The 15,770-nt window shown below is 64.7% G+C and carries 15 protein-coding genes; 7 read left to right on the top strand and 8 right to left on the bottom strand.

Annotated elements, in window-relative coordinates; genetic code table 11:
- Positions 1-43: 43 nt before the first annotated feature.
- The 4 genes from P0D87_RS25580 to P0D87_RS25595 all read right to left on the bottom strand — a co-directional run bounded on the left by P0D87_RS25580 (position 44) and on the right by P0D87_RS25595 (position 3,190).
- Complete coding sequence (locus tag P0D87_RS25580; protein WP_006051934.1) at positions 44-1,033, bottom strand: beta-ketoacyl-ACP synthase III; 990 nt, start codon at positions 1,031-1,033, stop codon at positions 44-46.
- Positions 1,033-2,139, bottom strand: coding sequence for a phosphate acyltransferase PlsX (plsX, locus tag P0D87_RS25585; RefSeq protein WP_006051933.1), 1,107 nt, complete (start codon positions 2,137-2,139; stop codon positions 1,033-1,035). Before plsX ends, P0D87_RS25580 begins: the two co-directional genes overlap by 1 nt.
- Before the next feature lie 124 nt (positions 2,140-2,263).
- Positions 2,264-2,443, bottom strand: coding sequence for a 50S ribosomal protein L32 (rpmF, locus tag P0D87_RS25590; RefSeq protein ID WP_006051932.1), 180 nt, complete (start codon positions 2,441-2,443; stop codon positions 2,264-2,266).
- Positions 2,444-2,545: 102 nt separating this feature from the next.
- Complete coding sequence (locus P0D87_RS25595; protein WP_171799885.1) at positions 2,546-3,190, bottom strand: YceD family protein; 645 nt, start codon at positions 3,188-3,190, stop codon at positions 2,546-2,548.
- A gap of 302 nt (positions 3,191-3,492) precedes the next feature.
- Between P0D87_RS25595 and P0D87_RS25600 the strand changes: the two genes are divergently transcribed.
- Both P0D87_RS25600 and P0D87_RS25605 read left to right on the top strand, forming a co-directional pair.
- A complete protein-coding gene (locus P0D87_RS25600) occupies positions 3,493-4,110 on the top strand; it encodes a Maf-like protein (protein WP_053858557.1) in 618 nt (205 codons plus the stop codon).
- A complete protein-coding gene (locus P0D87_RS25605) occupies positions 4,107-4,826 on the top strand; it encodes an SAM-dependent methyltransferase (RefSeq protein ID WP_053858558.1) in 720 nt (239 codons plus the stop codon). Before P0D87_RS25600 ends, P0D87_RS25605 begins: the two co-directional genes overlap by 4 nt.
- Before the next feature lie 90 nt (positions 4,827-4,916).
- On the opposite strand, the gene P0D87_RS25610 is transcribed toward P0D87_RS25605, so the two are convergent.
- Genes P0D87_RS25610 through P0D87_RS25625 form a run of 4 tightly spaced genes read right to left on the bottom strand, consistent with a single transcriptional unit; the run spans position 4,917 to position 8,058 of the window.
- A complete protein-coding gene (locus tag P0D87_RS25610; protein ID WP_053858559.1) occupies positions 4,917-5,912 on the bottom strand; it encodes a S49 family peptidase in 996 nt (331 codons plus the stop codon).
- Between the two features lie 40 nt (positions 5,913-5,952).
- Positions 5,953-6,372, bottom strand: coding sequence for a Rieske (2Fe-2S) protein (locus tag P0D87_RS25615; protein ID WP_053858560.1), 420 nt, complete (start codon positions 6,370-6,372; stop codon positions 5,953-5,955).
- On the bottom strand, positions 6,369-7,028 hold the full coding sequence (locus tag P0D87_RS25620) for an HAD-IA family hydrolase (RefSeq protein ID WP_408637074.1): 660 nt from the start codon (positions 7,026-7,028) through the stop codon (positions 6,369-6,371). Before P0D87_RS25620 ends, P0D87_RS25615 begins: the two co-directional genes overlap by 4 nt.
- On the bottom strand, positions 7,021-8,058 hold the full coding sequence (locus P0D87_RS25625; protein ID WP_006051925.1) for an RluA family pseudouridine synthase: 1,038 nt from the start codon (positions 8,056-8,058) through the stop codon (positions 7,021-7,023). Before P0D87_RS25625 ends, P0D87_RS25620 begins: the two co-directional genes overlap by 8 nt.
- Positions 8,059-8,785: 727 nt before the next feature.
- Between P0D87_RS25625 and P0D87_RS25630 the strand changes: the two genes are divergently transcribed.
- The 5 genes from P0D87_RS25630 (at position 8,786) to P0D87_RS25650 (ending at position 15,751) form a co-directional block, all read left to right on the top strand.
- Positions 8,786-12,076: an Rne/Rng family ribonuclease gene (locus P0D87_RS25630; RefSeq protein ID WP_053858561.1), complete on the top strand. Its 3,291-nt coding sequence runs from the start codon at positions 8,786-8,788 to the stop codon at positions 12,074-12,076.
- A 188-nt stretch (positions 12,077-12,264) separates the two neighbouring features.
- On the top strand, positions 12,265-13,374 hold the full coding sequence (moaA, locus tag P0D87_RS25635) for a GTP 3',8-cyclase MoaA (protein WP_006053286.1): 1,110 nt from the start codon (positions 12,265-12,267) through the stop codon (positions 13,372-13,374).
- A 7-nt stretch (positions 13,375-13,381) separates the two neighbouring features.
- The gene (gene mobA / locus P0D87_RS25640) at positions 13,382-14,020 is read left to right on the top strand and encodes a molybdenum cofactor guanylyltransferase MobA (RefSeq protein WP_053858562.1); all 639 of its coding nucleotides are present in this window, start codon (positions 13,382-13,384) and stop codon (positions 14,018-14,020) included.
- A gap of 62 nt (positions 14,021-14,082) precedes the next feature.
- A complete protein-coding gene (gene moeA / locus P0D87_RS25645) occupies positions 14,083-15,387 on the top strand; it encodes a molybdopterin molybdotransferase MoeA (protein WP_053858563.1) in 1,305 nt (434 codons plus the stop codon).
- Between the two features lie 88 nt (positions 15,388-15,475).
- Positions 15,476-15,751 carry a hypothetical protein gene (locus tag P0D87_RS25650; RefSeq protein ID WP_006053283.1) on the top strand — a complete coding sequence of 92 codons (276 nt, stop codon included), beginning with the start codon at positions 15,476-15,478 and terminating at the stop codon, positions 15,749-15,751.
- The last annotated feature ends 19 nt before the right edge of the window (positions 15,752-15,770 follow it).

Here is a 15,770-nt window from a genome sequence, read left to right on the forward strand (position 1 = left end):
GCGCAAGGCGCACTGAAAGGCGCCGCCGGAAATCGGCCCGTTATCAGTAGCGGATGACCGACGCGCCCCACGTGAAGCCGCCGCCGACGCCTTCGATCAGCACGTTCTGGCCGCGCTTGATGCGGCCGTCGCGCACCGCGACGTCGAGCGCGAGCGGAATGGACGCCGCCGACGTATTGCCGTGCTCGCCCACCGTGACGACCATGCGTTCCTGCGGCAAGCCGAGCTTGCGGCAAGTGCTTTGCATGATGCGGATATTGGCCTGATGCGGAATCAGCCAGTCGATCTGATCGGCCGACAGGTTCGCTTTCTCGAGCGCCTCGACCGCGACCTTTTCCAGCACGTTGACGGCGAGCTTGAAGACCGCTTGCCCGTCCATGTGCAGGAACGCGCTGCCCGCCACCACGCCGCCGTTTACGTTGCCCGGCGTGCAGAGAATGCCCGAATGGCTGCCGTCCGCGTGCAAAGCGCTGGCCAACACACCCGGCTCAGCCGATGCCTGCAGGATCACCGCGCCGGCGCCGTCGCCGAACAGCACGCAGGTCGTGCGGTCGTTGAAATCGAGAATGCGCGAGAACGTCTCCGCGCCGACCACCAGCGCCGTGCGATGCTGGCCGCCGCGAATCAGGCTGTCCGCCATCGCGACTGCGTAGGCGAAGCCCGAGCAGACGGCCTGCACGTCGAAAGCCGCGCCGTGATTCTTGATGCCGAGCTTGTTCTGCAACAGGCACGCCGTGCTCGGAAACACGAAGTCAGGCGTGGAAGTCGCGACGATGATCAGGTCGATGGCTTGCGGGTCGATGTCCGCCGCTTCGATCGCGCGCTGCGACGCGAACTGCGCGAGGTCGCTCGTGGTGACGTCCGGATCGGCGAAGTGGCGCGCATGGATGCCCGTGCGGGCCACAATCCATTCGTCGCTCGTCTCGACGCCCTGCTTCGCGAGACGCTCGGCGAGGTCCTGATTGGTGACGCGCGCGGGCGGCAGATAGCTGCCGGTGCCGAGGACGCGGGAATAAATTGTCGATTGAGCCATTATGCCTTCGAGGATTGCGCAGCGTAGGGCTCGGCCGGCTGGCCTGCGATGGGGCTTGCGTGGCCCGCACCGCTTGCGTCGCGCGCCGCCTGTTCAAGAGAACCCGCGTTCTCTTCCATCGCTTGCGCAAGGCGCTCCAGCACGCCGTTTTTGACGGCATCATACCCGCGTTTGATAGCCCACTCAAACGCGTAGGCGTCTGCCGAACCGTGGCTTTTGATCACCAGTCCGCGCAGGCCGAGCAGCGCGGCACCATTGTATTGCCGATGATCGACGCGCTTCTTGAAACGCATCAACACGGGCAATGCGAGCACCGCCATGACTCGCGTGAGCCACGAACGGCCGAACTCTTCCTTGATGATATTCGACAGCATCTGCGCGAGGCCTTCGGACGTTTTGAGCGCCACGTTGCCGACGAACCCGTCGCACACGATCACGTCGACCGTGCCTTTGAAGATGTCGTTGCCTTCCACGTTGCCGTGGAAGTTCAGTGTACTCGCGCGCAGCAGTTCACCGGCACGCTTGATCGTGTCGTTGCCCTTGATGACTTCTTCGCCGATATTCAGAAGGCCGATGGTGGGCCGCTCGCGGCCTTCGAGCGCGGACACGAGCGCGTGCCCCATCTCCGCGAATTGCAGCAGATGCTGCGGTTCGCAGTCGACGTTGGCGCCCAGGTCGAGCATCATCGTGTAGCCGTTGGGGTTCGGCAAGGCGGACGCAATCGCCGGGCGCTCGATGCCCGACAGCGTTTTCAGCACATAGCGCGACACCGCCATCAGCGCGCCGGTATTGCCGGCGGAGACGCAGGCTTGCGCCTCGCCTTCCTTGACGCGATTCAGCGCCACGCGCATGGACGAATCTTTTTTCTTGCGCAGCGCGACTTCGACCGGATCGTCCATCGCGACGATCTCGGAAGCGGAAACGACCGTCAACGCCGACAGGTCCTGAGCCTTCAACTTCTTCAGCTGCGCACGAATCGCACTTTCAATGCCGACGAGCAGCAACTGCGCGTCGGGATGCGAGCGAACGAAGTTGACGGCAGCGGGAACGGTCACGGACGGGCCGTGGTCGCCTCCCATGCAATCTATCGTGAGCTTTACTGTCATGGAGTGCGGCGAATTTCAGACATAAAAAAGCGGCAATTGAATGCCGCCTTTTTGCCGAGCCGGGAAAATGTCAAGCGAGCTGATCGCCACGCGAAACGCCAGTGGGCGCAACGCAGTGAAACGATTAGTCGTTCTTCGTCTTGACGACTTTCTTGCCGCGATAGTAGCCGTTCGGGCTAACGTGGTGACGCAGATGCACTTCGCCCGTGCTCGGTTCCACGGCCAGCGGCGCTGCCGTCAGGAAATCGTGCGAACGGTGCATGCCGCGCTTCGACGGCGACTTCTTGTTTTGTTGAACTGCCATGACTAACTCCTAAAAATTTTCCGAATTCTAACACAGCCCGACACGGTGTCCGCCACTGGCCGAATGGCCTATGCGCCCCGCTTCGCGCTCCTATGCAACTGTTCAGTGCTTCTTGTCGCCCGACTCACCGCGCTTGAGACTTTCGAGCGCCGCGAACGGATTCGGCCGCTCGGGCTCTTCGCCCTCGCCAGCTTCGTCCAGCGCGGCTTCGTCGCCCTCGCCCTCGGCACCGGCCGCACCAGAGACGAGACTCTCGTGCACCTCGGGACAAACCTCGTGCTTGGGCACAAGCGGCAAGGAAAGCAGCAACTCTTCCTCGATCAGGTCGATGAGATCGAACTGGCGCGAGCCCACGATCACTTCGACTTCATCTTCGTCGAGCGGAAACTCTTCGGCTTCCGCCTCAGTGCTGACGATCCGGTAGGTCGCGTCGACATTGAAGGCCTGCGAGTACGGGGTCATGCACCGCTGACATTCGAGCCATGCCGCGCCGTGAATCGCCAGCCTCAAATACGGCTGGGGACCCTCGGTGCCGTCGTCCTGCAATTCCGGCTGCGTCGACCCTTCGGCTTGCCAGGTGAACCCGGTATCGCGGTCTGGCGCTTCTGCCGGGACTTCGTTTAACATGCGCGGCAGTTGCGAGACGCGCACGACACCCGCGGCCTGCCGGCCGCTCCGCGCAAATTCGAACAGATCGAGTTCATGCGGGTCGGACAGACCTGCAGGTTTGCCAGGATGTTGAGTCATGTGCGCTCCTGCGTCGGCAAAGGTTTCGCCGCTTTTTGCTGTTCGTCGACGTTTGTTTCGCGCCGCCAAATCGCGGGGTAAATCAGTTGCGAGAATGCCCGCGTAACTTCGGCAATGTGCCCGGCAGTTCTTGATTTGCTCTCGACCTGCTTCAGCACGCACCGAGCCCGCCTGACGCAAGCATACCGATGAAAAGCCCAAAATCATATCCGTTTTGTCTTTTCGAGTCAAACACTTAAGCCCGTACCGGCGTGGCCTTCGCGCAACCCTGTATGCCCCGCCCTTCAAGCCGTTGATCGACCATGCCAGATTCCCCCCAAAGCCCGCCACGCCTGATTCTGGCGTCGAGTTCGCCGTATCGCCGCGAGTTGCTCGAACGCCTGCGCGTTCCATTCGACGTGGCCGTGCCCGCGATCGACGAAACGCCGCATGCCGGTGAAACGCCCGAGGCCACCGCGTTGCGCCTCGCCGAGGCGAAAGCACGCGCCGTGGCCCGGTCATTTTCGCCGGATCAGGCGGTGCTCGTGATCGGCTCCGACCAGGTCGCCACCTACGACGGCCTGCAAATCGGCAAGCCCGGCACGCACGACAAGGCGCTCGCCCAATTGCAGGCGATGCGCGGCCGCGAAGTGCTGTTCCATAGCGCGCTGTGCCTGTTCGACAGCCACTCGGGGGCCGCGCAGACCGTCGACGTCGTCACTCGCGTGCAGTTTCGCGACCTGCCGGATGCGGCGCTCGAAGCCTATCTGCGCGCCGAAACGCCGTATGACGTCGCCGGCAGCGCGAAGTCCGAAGGGCTCGGCATTGCGCTGCTCGAAGCAATCCATTCCGACGATCCGACCGCACTCATCGGCCTGCCGCTGATCGCGCTGTCGGGCATGCTGTTGACGGCGGGCTATCCGCTATTGGGGGCGCGATGAGCGGCACGCTCTATCTGATCCCGAACACGCTAGGCGAAGGCGACGCGGACGCGCTCGGCGCTGTCCTGCCCGCTCCCGTGCGCGGCCGGGCCGCGGCGTTGCAGTATTACATCGGCGAAAACGCGAAGACCACGCGCGCGTTCCTGAAGAAAGTGGGCACCGAGCGGCCGATTCAGGACATCGAGATCCGCGAACTGAACGTCAACACGCCGGCCGGCGAAATCGACAAACTGCTCGCGCCGCTACTCGCCGGCACCGACGCGGGCCTCGTCTCGGAAGCCGGCTGCCCGGCGGTGGCGGACCCAGGCGCACTGCTGGTGCGTCGGGCGCACGAGCGCGGTGTGAAGGTGGTGCCGCTCGTCGGGCCTAGCTCCATTTTGCTGGCGCTAATGGCTTCGGGGCTCAATGGACAAAGCTTCGCATTCCACGGCTATTTGCCGGTCGATGCGGCAGAGCGGGCAAAACGTCTGCGCGATCTTGAAATGCAATCGCGCAAGGGCAAGCAGACGCAGATTTTTATCGAGACGCCGTACCGCAACCGGGCGCTGCTCGACACATTGCTCGCCACCTGCGCGCCTTCGACGCTGGTTTGCGTCGCAGTCGACCTGACGCTGGACACCGAAACCATCCGCAGCCACACGGTGGCGGACTGGAAGAAGAAACCGGCGCTCGACTTGCACAAGCGCCCCGCCATTTTTCTGATATTGGCGGCGTGAGATGACGACGGCTGAAGTGTGAAGACGGGGACCGCGCGGCTAATCCCGGCGCGCGGCACAAGCCCCACAAGCCTTTCCGGCCGCCTCGCCTCAGCGCAAACCCAGCTTCCCGCCAAGCGCCAACGCGTGCACCGCGCCATTGCCCACGGCCGCGCCGAATTTACGCGCGACGCGGTCGGTAATGCTCTCCTTGACCGTGTAATCGACGATATCCGGCGCCTTGATGATTTCGCGCGCCACGTAGTTGGCGTCGCCGAAACCATCGGCGAGACCGAGCTCGACACTCTTCTGGCCCGTCCAGAAGAGGCCGGAGAACATATCCGGCGTCTCATGCAGACGCTTGCCGCGGCCCTGACGCACTGCTTCGATGAACTGTGCGTGGATCTGGTCGAGCATTTCCTGCGCGTGCTGGTCCATCTTCGGCGTTTCGGGCGAGAACGGATCGTAAAAACCCTTGTTCTCACCCGAGGTGTGCAGCCTGCGCTGAATGCCGAGCTTGTCCATCAGCCCGGTGAAACCGAAGCTGTCCATCAGCACGCCGATCGAGCCGACGATGCTCGCCTTGTCGACATAAATCTTGTCCCCCGCCGCCGCGGCGTAGTACCCGCCCGACGCGCACATGTCGCCGACCACCACATAAAGCGGAATTGACGGATGTTTCGCGCGCAAACGCCTCATCTGGTCGTAGATAATGCCCGCCTGGACCGGGCTGCCACCGGGGCTGTCGCAGCGGAGAATGACGCCCGCCGTGCCGGAGTCTTCGAACGCGCTTTCCAGCGCGGCGCTGATATCTTCGGCGTTCGCACGCGTATTCGCCGATATTTCGCCTTCGAGCGCTATCAACGCCGTGTGACGGCCGGAAGCCGCCAGCTTGTCGCCGGAAAAATCGAACACGGTCCAGACGACGAAAGCCACCAGGGCCAGGAAAAGCAGACGGAAAAAGATTTTCCAGCGGCGCGCGGCCCGTTGTTCATTGACCGCGGCAAGCGCGATGCGCTCGAGCGCCGCGCGCTCCCAGCCGGGTTCGGCGTTAGCGCGGCCGTTCGTGGACGGCTCTTTGGTTTCAGGCGTCAAGTTGTCGGACATTCAGGCTTTTCAGTAAGGGAAAGAGACGGGGCGACGCCGATCAGGACTCGATGGGCCGCAGTTCGCCGTCGGGAAGCCAGAAAACGGCGCGGCCTTCCGGGGTATCGCGTTCGTCGACCTGGAGCGCTCGCAGCCGCCCGCCGCGGCACGGACCGCCTACGCATTTGCCGGTGTCCGGCGCGTAAATTGCCCCGTGGGTGGCGCACATCAAGTATAAACCCGACGATTCGAAGAACTGACCCTCTGCCCAGTCCAGCTCCATCGGCACGTGCGCGCAGCGGTTCAGATAGCCGTAGGCGCGACCGTCGTAGCGGACGAAAAACACCACGACTTCTTCGGCGCCGACTCGCGCGGCACGCCGAACGCCAATGCCGCCATCGACCAGTTCCTCCGAACGGCACACGCGCACGGCCTGCGCCGCCTCCGTTGCCCGCCCGCCGGGCTCTTCCGCCGAACTCATGCGTTGTCCTTCAGCCAGCCCGACAGCGCGCTGATGCTCGACGCCATATATTTCGGCGACAGCGCGCTCAGCGAGTCCGCCGGATGCGCGCCGTAGGTCACGCCGATACCCGCGACGCCCGCGTTGATCGCCATCTGCAGGTCATGTGTCGTATCGCCGACCATGACCGTGCGCACCGGGTCCTGCCCCAGTTCACGCGTCAGTTCGTGCAACATGGCCGGATGCGGCTTGGAGAAGGTTTCGTCCGCGCAGCGCGTACCGTCGAACAGGCTCGTGAGCCGCACCTGATCGAGCGCACGATTCAGGCCGACGCGGCTTTTGCCGGTCGCGACCGCCAGCAGATAGCCCTGATCGCGCAGTTCCCGGAGCATCTCGCGCACGCCGGCGAACAACTCCGTGGTCTGATCCTTCACCAGATAGTGAAACCGGTAGCGCTCGGCGAGCCGCGGGTAGTCGGCCGGATCGAGCGTGGGCGCGGCGATCTGCAGCGCGTCGCGCAGGCCGAGGCCGATCACATAGCTCGCCGCTTCGTCCGCGGGCACGGGCAAACCGAGATCGCGGCACGCCGCCTGAATGCTGCGCGTGATGTGCGCAGTCGAATCCATCAGCGTCCCGTCCCAGTCGAAGACGATCAGGTCAAATTGCTCTCTAGCCATGCGGTGCCGTCTCCGGGTATGACCCATTTCGTAATTCGTTGAGCTGCGCGATGAAATTGCGGCACTCGGCCGGCAATGGCGCCTCCAGTTGCAGCGGCGCGCCGGTGGCCGGATGCGTGAGCTTCAGGCGGTAAGCGTGCAGGAACATGCGCTTGAGCCCCGGCTTCGCGTTCGAGCGGGCGAGCGCCTTGTTCAGCGCAAAGTCGCCGTATTTTGCATCGCCGACGATCGGCAGCTCCAGATGCTGCAAATGCACGCGTATCTGATGGGTGCGGCCCGTCTTCAGCTCCGCCTCCAGCAGCGCGTAGTCCGGCCAGCGGTCGATCAGGTTGAACACCGTGTGCGACGCCAGACCGTCGGCCTGCACGCGCACGCGCCGCTCGCCGTCCGCGGTCAGATATTTGTGCAGCGGCTCCTTCACCGCCCGACGGCGGCCCCAGTCGCTCGCCCATTCGCCGTGGACGCACGCATAGTACCGCTTGTCCATTCGGTTCTCGCGGATCTGGTCGTGCAGATTGACGAGCGCCGAACGCTTCTTGGCGAGCATCAGAATGCCCGAGGTCTCGCGATCCAGCCGATGCACGAGCTCGAGGAACTTCGCCTGCGGGCGCGACTGGCGCATCTGCTCGATGACGCCAAAGGCGACGCCACTTCCGCCGTGCACCGCGACGCCGGCCGGTTTGTCGATGACAAGAAGATGCTCGTCTTCGAAAATGATCCTGAATTCGGCGCTCGGAACCGGCGCCGACGGCACCGTTTCGTCATGTTGCGCGACGCGGATGGGCGGCACGCGCACCAGATCGCCCAGTTCAAGCCGGTACTGCGCGTCGATCCGGCCCTTGTTGACGCGCACTTCCCCGCTGCGCAGGATGCGGTAAATATGGCTTTTCGGCACGCCTTTGCAGACGCGTAACAAAAAGTTGTCGATGCGCTGTCCGGCCGCACTGTCGTCGATCTCGATGACGGAGACCTGGTCGCTCGCGACCGCGCTTGTTACCGATTTCTGGGATATTTTGCCTAACTCTTTCATTCTGAATATAATTTGCCCAGCAGTCTGCGGCGGCCGGCGCAGTGTCCGGAATTCGGGCGGACTGCGCAGGTGCAAGCGTAAATCGTTATTTTACTTGTGCCGGGGGCTGGTTGCTCGCCCTGAAAATGAGATGCAACAAGTTGCACGCACGAAGTCAGTACCCGGCAGGGACGGCGCCCACAGGCGCGTTCGGTCAAGGTCAGCTTCGACGGTAACGGAATTTTGGTAAAAAAGAATTTAACTTCCAGCTTCGGTATCGGGCGGCGTTACGCCCGGCTGTACGAAGCTGCAGGTTGCGAAAATACGGCGTGCGCCCGTGGCGTCTTGTAGAAAGTGCAAGACTTGGCGACGTCAAAATGAGGCGAGACACCCCCAGCAGGAAAAGACGCGCCTCTTGCGCGAACTTCCCGTTGCGGCATGACCGCAGCCTTCGACCCTCCGGTCCCGCGCCCAGTCGGCGCGCCGGCGAGGGGGACGTGGGTTTATGAAGGTCTGCCGGCAGAACCCGCGGCGTGTCGGGTCGTTATTTGAAGCCGTGTTCGCATGTGCCCTGCGGCACCGCGCTCCTTTGTTTGTGGAGCCGGGCCCTCTCAGGCAATTCTCCCGCCATTCTTCCCGCTCCAGCGTGCTTGTGAAAACACAATAAGGCGCGGCATGCCGCTGCCTCCCGCTCTCGCGCCTGACAACCGCGGAGCGGAGGCCGGCCGAGCCGCTCTGGAGCCGTTCAATGAAACGCATGTTGTTCAATGCGACGCAGCAGGAAGAACTGCGCGTCGCCATCGTCGATGGGCAAAAACTCATCGACATCGACATTGAAACCGCCGGGCGCGAACAGCGCAAAGGCAACATTTACAAGGGCATCATCACCCGCATCGAGCCGTCGCTCGAAGCCTGTTTCGTCAACTACGGCGAAGACCGCCACGGTTTTCTGCCGTTTAAGGAAGTCGCCCGCCAGTATTTCCGCGACGGCGTCGACATGCGCTCCGCCCGCATCCAGGACGCGCTCAAGGAAGGTCAGGAACTGATCGTTCAGGTCGAAAAAGAAGAACGCGGCAACAAGGGCGCGGCCCTGACCACGTTCATCTCGCTCGCCGGCCGTTATCTGGTGCTGATGCCGAATAACCCGCGCGGCGGCGGCGTGTCGCGCCGGATCGAAGGCGACGACCGTCAGGAACTGCGCGAAACCATGGCGCAGCTGCAATTGCCGGAAGGCATGAGCATCATCGCGCGCACGGCCGGCATTGGCCGCAGCGCCGAAGAACTGCAGTGGGACCTGAACTACCTGATGCAGCTGTGGCGCGCGATCGAAGCCGCGTCGCAAAGCGGTTCGGCCGGCCAGCCGATGCTGATTTACCTCGAATCAAGCCTCGTGATTCGCGCGATTCGCGACTATTTCCAGCCGGATATCGGCGAAATTCTGATCGACACCACCGAAATCCATGACCAGGCGCGCGCCTTCATGGACATCGTGATGCCGGACAACGTCAGCAAGGTGAAGCGCTACCACGACGACGTGCCGCTCTTCTCGCGTTTCCAGATCGAGCATCAGATCGAAACGGCGTACTCGCGCACGGTGCCGCTGCCGTCGGGCGGCGCGATCGTGATCGACCACACGGAAGCACTCGTCGCCATCGACGTGAACTCGGCTCGCGCCACCAAGGGCGCCGACATCGAGGAAACGGCCGCGCGCACCAACCTCGAAGCCGCCGACGAAGTCGCGCGCCAGTTGCGTCTGCGCGACCTGGGCGGCCTGATCGTGATCGACTTCATCGACATGGAGTCGGCCAAGAGCCAGCGCGAAGTCGAGCAGCGGCTGAAAGACGCGCTCAAGCACGACCGCGCGCGCGTCCAGATGGGCAAGATTTCGCGCTTCGGCCTGATGGAACTGTCGCGTCAGCGTCTGCGTCCGGCGCTGTCGGAAGGCAGCCACGTGACCTGCCCGCGCTGTAACGGCACGGGTCACATCCGCGATACCGAATCGTCCGCGCTGCAAGTGCTGCGGATCATTCAGGAAGAAGCGATGAAGGAAAACACCGCGGCGATCCATTGCCAGGTGCCGGTCGAGGTGACCGCCTTCCTGCTGAACGAAAAACGCTCGGAAATCAACAAGATCGAGTCGCGCTTCAAGGTCAACGTCGTGCTGGTGCCGAACAAGCATCTGGACACGCCGCATTACAAGCTGGAACGCCTGCGTCACGACGACGCCCGTCTGGACGAGCCGCGCGCTTCGTGGAAGATGGCCGAGGAAGCGGCTCGCGAGCTCGAGTCGGAAACCGGCTACAGCAAGCGCACCGAAGAAGTGAAGCCGAAGCAGGAAGCGGCGGTCAAGGGCATCACGCCTGAGAAGCCGGCGCCGAGCGCGCCGGTTCGCCCGGTCGCGGCACCGGCTGCGGTTGCGGTGACGCAGGCGAGCGGCGGCTTCATCGGCTGGTTGAAGAATCTGTTCGGCGTACAGCCGGCGGCGCCGGCACCGGTTGCGCCGGCTACGACAGAAAAGCAGGCCCGTCCGCAGCGCGGCGAACGCACGGAGCGCGGTGAGCGTACCGGCGAACGCGGCGGCGATCGTAACCGCAATCGCCGTGGCGGCGCGGGCGGCCGTGACGTGGCAGCGCGTGGTGAAGGTGCAAACGGCGGCCGTCAGGGCCAGCAGCCGTCGCAGCGTCGTGAGGAACGCGAACCGCGTGAAGGACGCGAGGGACGCGAGGTTCGGGAACCACGCGAAGGCCGTGAACCGCGCGAGGCACGGGAAGCACGCGAACCGCGTGGCAACCGCGAACCGCGTGAGAACCGTGAGCCGCGCGAAGCACGCGAAGGCCGTGAAGGCCGCGACCGCGACACCCGCGGCGCCGACCGTGCCGAGGCAGTCGAAAGCACCCCGCGTGGCGAACGCCAGGAACGCGGTGAGCGTCGGGAACGTGGCGAACGTGCTGAGCGCGGCGAGCGTCGCAAGCCGCAGACGGAAACCGCGGACGCGTTGACGCAAGCCGATACGCAGATCGCAGAGGACGTGGCGCAAAACCAGGCCGCCCTCACTGAAAACGTTGCGCCGGTCGATCAGGAAGCGGTGGCGCGTGAGGGCGAAGAGCGTCGTCGTCGCCGTCGCGGCCGTCGTGGCGGTCGTCGTGAGCGTGAGGAAGACGTCAACGGCAATCTGGCTGCGGACGTCGCGGAAGCGGAAGGCGACAACGCCAACGTGAGCGAGGACGCACCTGTGCGCGTCGCCCAGCAGTCGGTGGAACGCAAGCCGGAAGCCAACGAAGCGAACGAAGTGGCGCCGGTGGAAGTCGTCGTTGCGGCTGTCGCGACCGAAAAGGCTGTCGTCAGCGAACTGCACGCGGCCACGGAAACGCCGGCCCTCGCCGCCGAAAAGGCTGCGAAGACCGAAACGATCGTGCCGGTCGCGGAACTGCCGGCTGCTCCGGCTGCCGTCGAACCGGTTGCCGAAGCGCCGGTCGCCGAAGCGCCGGTCGCGCCCACCGCGCCCGCCGAACCGGCTCAGGCAGTCCTCGCGGCTGCGGAAACGGTATCGTCGGCTGCAGAACCGGTCGTTCGTGAAGAAGCACCGGCTGTTGCGCCGGCCGCTGAAGCGCAAGCTGCACCGGCTCACGTCGAGCCCGCCGCTCCGGCCGAAGTAGTCGCCGCGCCGGTCGCTGAGCCCGCGCCGCAAGCCGAAATCGTCGAGCCGAAACCGGCCGCGGACGAAGCCGCGCCGGCAGTGGAGCCGGCGATTGCAGCGCCGTCGCAAGCCGTGCAAGCCACGCAGGCAGCCGAGGTGTCGCAAGCGGCCAAGCCGGCTCAGGCGTCGTTCAACGGCGGGGTGTCGGCGGAAGCGCTGAAGCCCGTGCTGGAGAAAGCCGGTCTCGTCTGGGTGAATACGGACGCCGACAAGCTGCGCGCCGCGCAGGAAGCGGCCGCGCAGACGGCGAAGCCGCCGCGCGTCGTGCGCGAACGCAAGCCGTTACCGCCGACCGACAGCGCGCCGATGCAGCAAGTGGAAACCAACAGGTATCCGCAGTAAGTCTGCGATGCCGGTTCGAAAAGCCCGCCTCACCGGCGGGCTTTTTTTCGCCCGAAGAACCGCAGTCAGCCCGCAGCCAGTAGCCATCCCCGTAAACCCCGAAGGCGCCCGCCCTCGCCCTGCTGGAACATGCATTTCCGATAGAATGAAGAACTCGTCTTCCCGGTTTGGCGCAACCCAAGCAACCCATGTCACGACGCATCATCCCTGTTGCCGATCTCAGCGCGGCGCCGGTCATCTCCGGTCCGCTGCAGACGCCTAGCGGCGCGCTGCATGACACGCTCGCGCGCCCTCTGCGCGACCTGCGCATTTCGGTGACGGACCGGTGCAATTTCCGCTGCGTCTACTGCATGCCGCGCGCCGTGTTCGACAAGGACTATGCGTTCCTGCCGCACAGCGCCTTGCTGACCTTCGAGGAAATCGAACGCCTTGCGCGGCTCTTCGTCGCGCATGGTGTCGAGAAAATTCGTCTGACGGGCGGCGAACCGCTGCTGCGCAAGAACCTCGAATTCCTGATCGAGCGGCTCGCGCAACTCACCACGCCGGCCGGCCGGCCGCTCGACCTGACGCTGACCACCAACGGCTCGCTTCTCGCGCGCAAAGCCCGCAGCCTGAAAGACGCTGGCCTGACTCGCGTGACGGTCAGCCTCGACGCGCTCGACGACACGCTGTTTCGCCGCATGAACGACGCGGACTTCGCGGTAGCCGACGTGCTCGACGGCATTGCCGCCGCGCAGGCCGTAGGACTTGCGCCCGTGAAGGTCAACATGGTGGTCAAGCGCGGCACGAACGACAGCGAAATCGTGCCGATGGCGCGCCATTTCAAAGGCTCGGGCACGGTGCTGCGGTTCATCGAGTACATGGATGTCGGCACGTCGAACGGATGGAACATGACCGAAGTGCTGCCTTCCGCCGATGTCGTCGCGCGCATCGCCGAGCATTTCCCGCTTGCGCCGCTCGAAGCGCATAGCGCCGCGGAAACCGCGCAACGCTGGGGTTACGCGGACGGCAGCGGCGAGATCGGCGTGATCTCCAGCGTGACGCGCGCGTTCTGCGCAAGCTGCACGCGCGCTCGCCTTTCGACCGAGGGCAAGCTGTACCTGTGCCTGTTCGCATCGGCGGGCCACGACCTGCGCGCGCTGCTGCGCGCCGGAGCGAGCGACGCCGACATCGCGACGGCCGTCGCCGAAATCTGGCAAGGCCGCGGCGACCGCTACTCGCAACTGCGCGGCAGCAACGCGGCCGACCCGGGCGCGCAGGATGCCCGCCGCGTCGAAATGTCGTACATCGGCGGCTGATCGGCGCATGGAGCCAACCCGGCGGCCGACACGCGAACGGATCACCGGCCTCGTGCTCGCGGGCGGGCGCGGCACCCGCATGGGCGGCGTCGACAAAGGCTTGCAGCCACTGCACGGCGAACCGCTCGCCGCGCATGTGTTGAAGCGCCTCGCGCCACAAACCGCCGCGCTGCTGATCAGCGCGAATCGTCACGCGGACATTTACGCCGCACTCGGCGCGCCGTTCGGCGCAAAGATCGTCGCCGACACGCTGCCCGACTTTCCTGGCCCACTGGCCGGTTTGCTCGCCGGTTTGCGCTCGGCCCAAAGCGATTATCTGCTGAGCGCACCGTGTGACACGCCGTGGCTACCCGTGGATCTGGGTGCACGGCTCGCTGAAGCGCTCGAGTCGAGCGCGGCCGACATCGCCACCGTCACGACCTCGGACGCCGGCGGCAACGTATCGCTCCACCCTGTCTTCGCGCTGCTGCGCACCCGTCTCGCCGACGACCTCGCGGATTTTCTCGAAGCCGGCGAGCGCAAGGTCCGCGCGTGGTACGCGCGCCACAAGACCGTGGAAGTCGCCTTTACCGACGAGCGCGCGTTTTACAATATCAATTCTTTACAAGAACTCGCCGACCTCGAGCGTCATCGGGGTCCCGGCTGAAATCCCGCTCCGCCGCACGGCAAGCGCCACGCCCGCCGCCGGCCGCGACGTCCCGCTTCTTCATGACCACGCAAAACGAATTTTCCCGCTGCGTCGCGCAGTACGATCCTCATGCGCTGCCTGTTTCGGCGGCTCAGGCGATTACTCGCGAGTGGGCCACGCCCGTCGCGGCGGTCGAACGCGTGGCTCTGCGCGATGCACTCGACCGCGTGCTCGCCGCAGACATCGTCTCGCCGATCGACGTCCCCTCGCACGACAATTCCGCGATGGACGGCTATGCGTTCAACCGCGCCGCATTGACGAGCGGCGCGCCGTCCGTCGAACTCGCGGTGGTCGGCAAGGCTTTGGCGGGCCATCCGTTCGCGGGCCGCGTCGAAGCAACGGCGCAATGCGTGCGCGTGATGACGGGCGCCTGCATTCCGGACGGTTGCGATACGGTCGTGCCGCAGGAACTGGTCGAGCGCAGCGCCGATTCTGCGTCGATCCGTTTTGCAGCCGACGCCGTGCAGGCCGGCGCAAACCGGCGGCTCGCAGGCGAGGACCTCGCCCGCGGCCATGCGGCGTTGCGCGCGGGCCGCGTGATCCGCGCGTCCGATTTAGGCTTGCTGGCTTCGCTCGGCATCGGCGAAATCAATGTCCGGCGGCGTTTGCGCGTCGCCTTCTTTTCGACCGGCGACGAGTTGCGCTCGCTCGGCGAGCCGCTCGAAGCGGGCTCCGTGTACGACAGCAATCGCTACACGCTCTTTGCGATGCTGCGGCGCCTGAACGTGGACACGCTCGACCTCGGCGTGATCCGCGACGAACCCGCCGCGCTCGAAGCCGCGTTGCGCAGCGCCGCGGCGAGCGCGGACGTGGTGCTGACCTCGGGCGGCGTCTCGGTCGGCGAGGCGGATGTGACGAGGCGCTTGTTGCAGACATTCGGCGACGTCGCGTTCTGGAGTCTCGCCATGCGCCCCGGCCGCCCCCTCGCATTTGGCCGCATCTGGTCCGGCGAGCGGCCGGGTGTCGGACTGCCTGCGTTATTCTTCGGTCTGCCGGGCAATCCGGTGGCCGTCATGGTGACGTTCTATCAGATCGTGCGCGAGGTTCTGCTGCTCATGTCGGGCGTCACGCCGCAGCCGCTGCCGGTGATCCACGCGGCAAGCCTGCGCTCGATCCGCAAGCGCCCCGGACGCACGGAGTTTCAGCGCGGCATCGCCGCCCAGCATGCAAACGGCCAATGGCAGGTCACGCCGACAGAGTCGCAAAGCTCGGGCGTGCTGAGTTCGATGAGCGAGGCGAATTGTTTCATCGTGCTCGGCCATGAAGACGGCGACGTCGCCGAGGGCGAGCGCGTCAGTATCATGCTGTTCCACGGCCTGATCTAACGGTTCGTCGAATATTCGCGATCCGGCGCTGTCATCACCGGCACATTTGTTTTACCCATTACCACTACGACATGCGGGTTTGACTTACATGAAAAAACAGATCTCGTTCATTGCACCGGGACAAACGGCCAAAGCACTTATCCTCGTCTACCTGACGTTCTCCGTGCCTATCGTGCTGCTGGGCGTGCTGGTCGCGTTCGTGCGCTACGGTTCGGTCGAACTGAGCACGGTGTTCAGCGCGCTGTTGCTGAATGCGATTCTCGGCTTCATCCTGCTGTGGATCGCCTGCCACGCGTACAACTGGGTGGCGTCGCGCTTCGGCGGCATTGAAATCCAGTTGACCGACGCACCCGAAGAAGCATGACGCGCGCTGCGTTCCGCGT

The sequence above is a fragment of the Paraburkholderia sp. RL17-368-BIF-A genome (assembly GCF_046054045.1).
GTDB classification, from domain to species: Bacteria; Pseudomonadota; Gammaproteobacteria; order Burkholderiales; family Burkholderiaceae; genus Paraburkholderia; species Paraburkholderia graminis.

Bases quoted from the DNA above. Each gene is read 5' to 3' on its own strand.
- P0D87_RS25580 (WP_006051934.1), bottom strand. From the start codon at position 1,033: ATGGCTCAATCGACAATTTATTCCCGCGTCCTCGGCACCGGCAGCTAT.
- plsX (WP_006051933.1), bottom strand. From the start codon at position 2,139: ATGACAGTAAAGCTCACGATAGATTGCATGGGAGGCGACCACGGCCCG.
- rpmF (WP_006051932.1), bottom strand. From the start codon at position 2,443: ATGGCAGTTCAACAAAACAAGAAGTCGCCGTCGAAGCGCGGCATGCAC.
- P0D87_RS25595 (WP_171799885.1), bottom strand. From the start codon at position 3,190: ATGACTCAACATCCTGGCAAACCTGCAGGTCTGTCCGACCCGCATGAA.
- P0D87_RS25600 (WP_053858557.1), top strand. From the start codon at position 3,493: ATGCCAGATTCCCCCCAAAGCCCGCCACGCCTGATTCTGGCGTCGAGT.
- P0D87_RS25605 (WP_053858558.1), top strand. From the start codon at position 4,107: ATGAGCGGCACGCTCTATCTGATCCCGAACACGCTAGGCGAAGGCGAC.
- P0D87_RS25610 (WP_053858559.1), bottom strand. From the start codon at position 5,912: ATGTCCGACAACTTGACGCCTGAAACCAAAGAGCCGTCCACGAACGGC.
- P0D87_RS25615 (WP_053858560.1), bottom strand. From the start codon at position 6,372: ATGAGTTCGGCGGAAGAGCCCGGCGGGCGGGCAACGGAGGCGGCGCAG.
- P0D87_RS25620 (WP_408637074.1), bottom strand. From the start codon at position 7,028: ATGGCTAGAGAGCAATTTGACCTGATCGTCTTCGACTGGGACGGGACG.
- P0D87_RS25625 (WP_006051925.1), bottom strand. From the start codon at position 8,058: ATGAAAGAGTTAGGCAAAATATCCCAGAAATCGGTAACAAGCGCGGTC.
- P0D87_RS25630 (WP_053858561.1), top strand. From the start codon at position 8,786: ATGAAACGCATGTTGTTCAATGCGACGCAGCAGGAAGAACTGCGCGTC.
- moaA (WP_006053286.1), top strand. From the start codon at position 12,265: ATGTCACGACGCATCATCCCTGTTGCCGATCTCAGCGCGGCGCCGGTC.
- mobA (WP_053858562.1), top strand. From the start codon at position 13,382: ATGGAGCCAACCCGGCGGCCGACACGCGAACGGATCACCGGCCTCGTG.
- moeA (WP_053858563.1), top strand. From the start codon at position 14,083: ATGACCACGCAAAACGAATTTTCCCGCTGCGTCGCGCAGTACGATCCT.
- P0D87_RS25650 (WP_006053283.1), top strand. From the start codon at position 15,476: ATGAAAAAACAGATCTCGTTCATTGCACCGGGACAAACGGCCAAAGCA.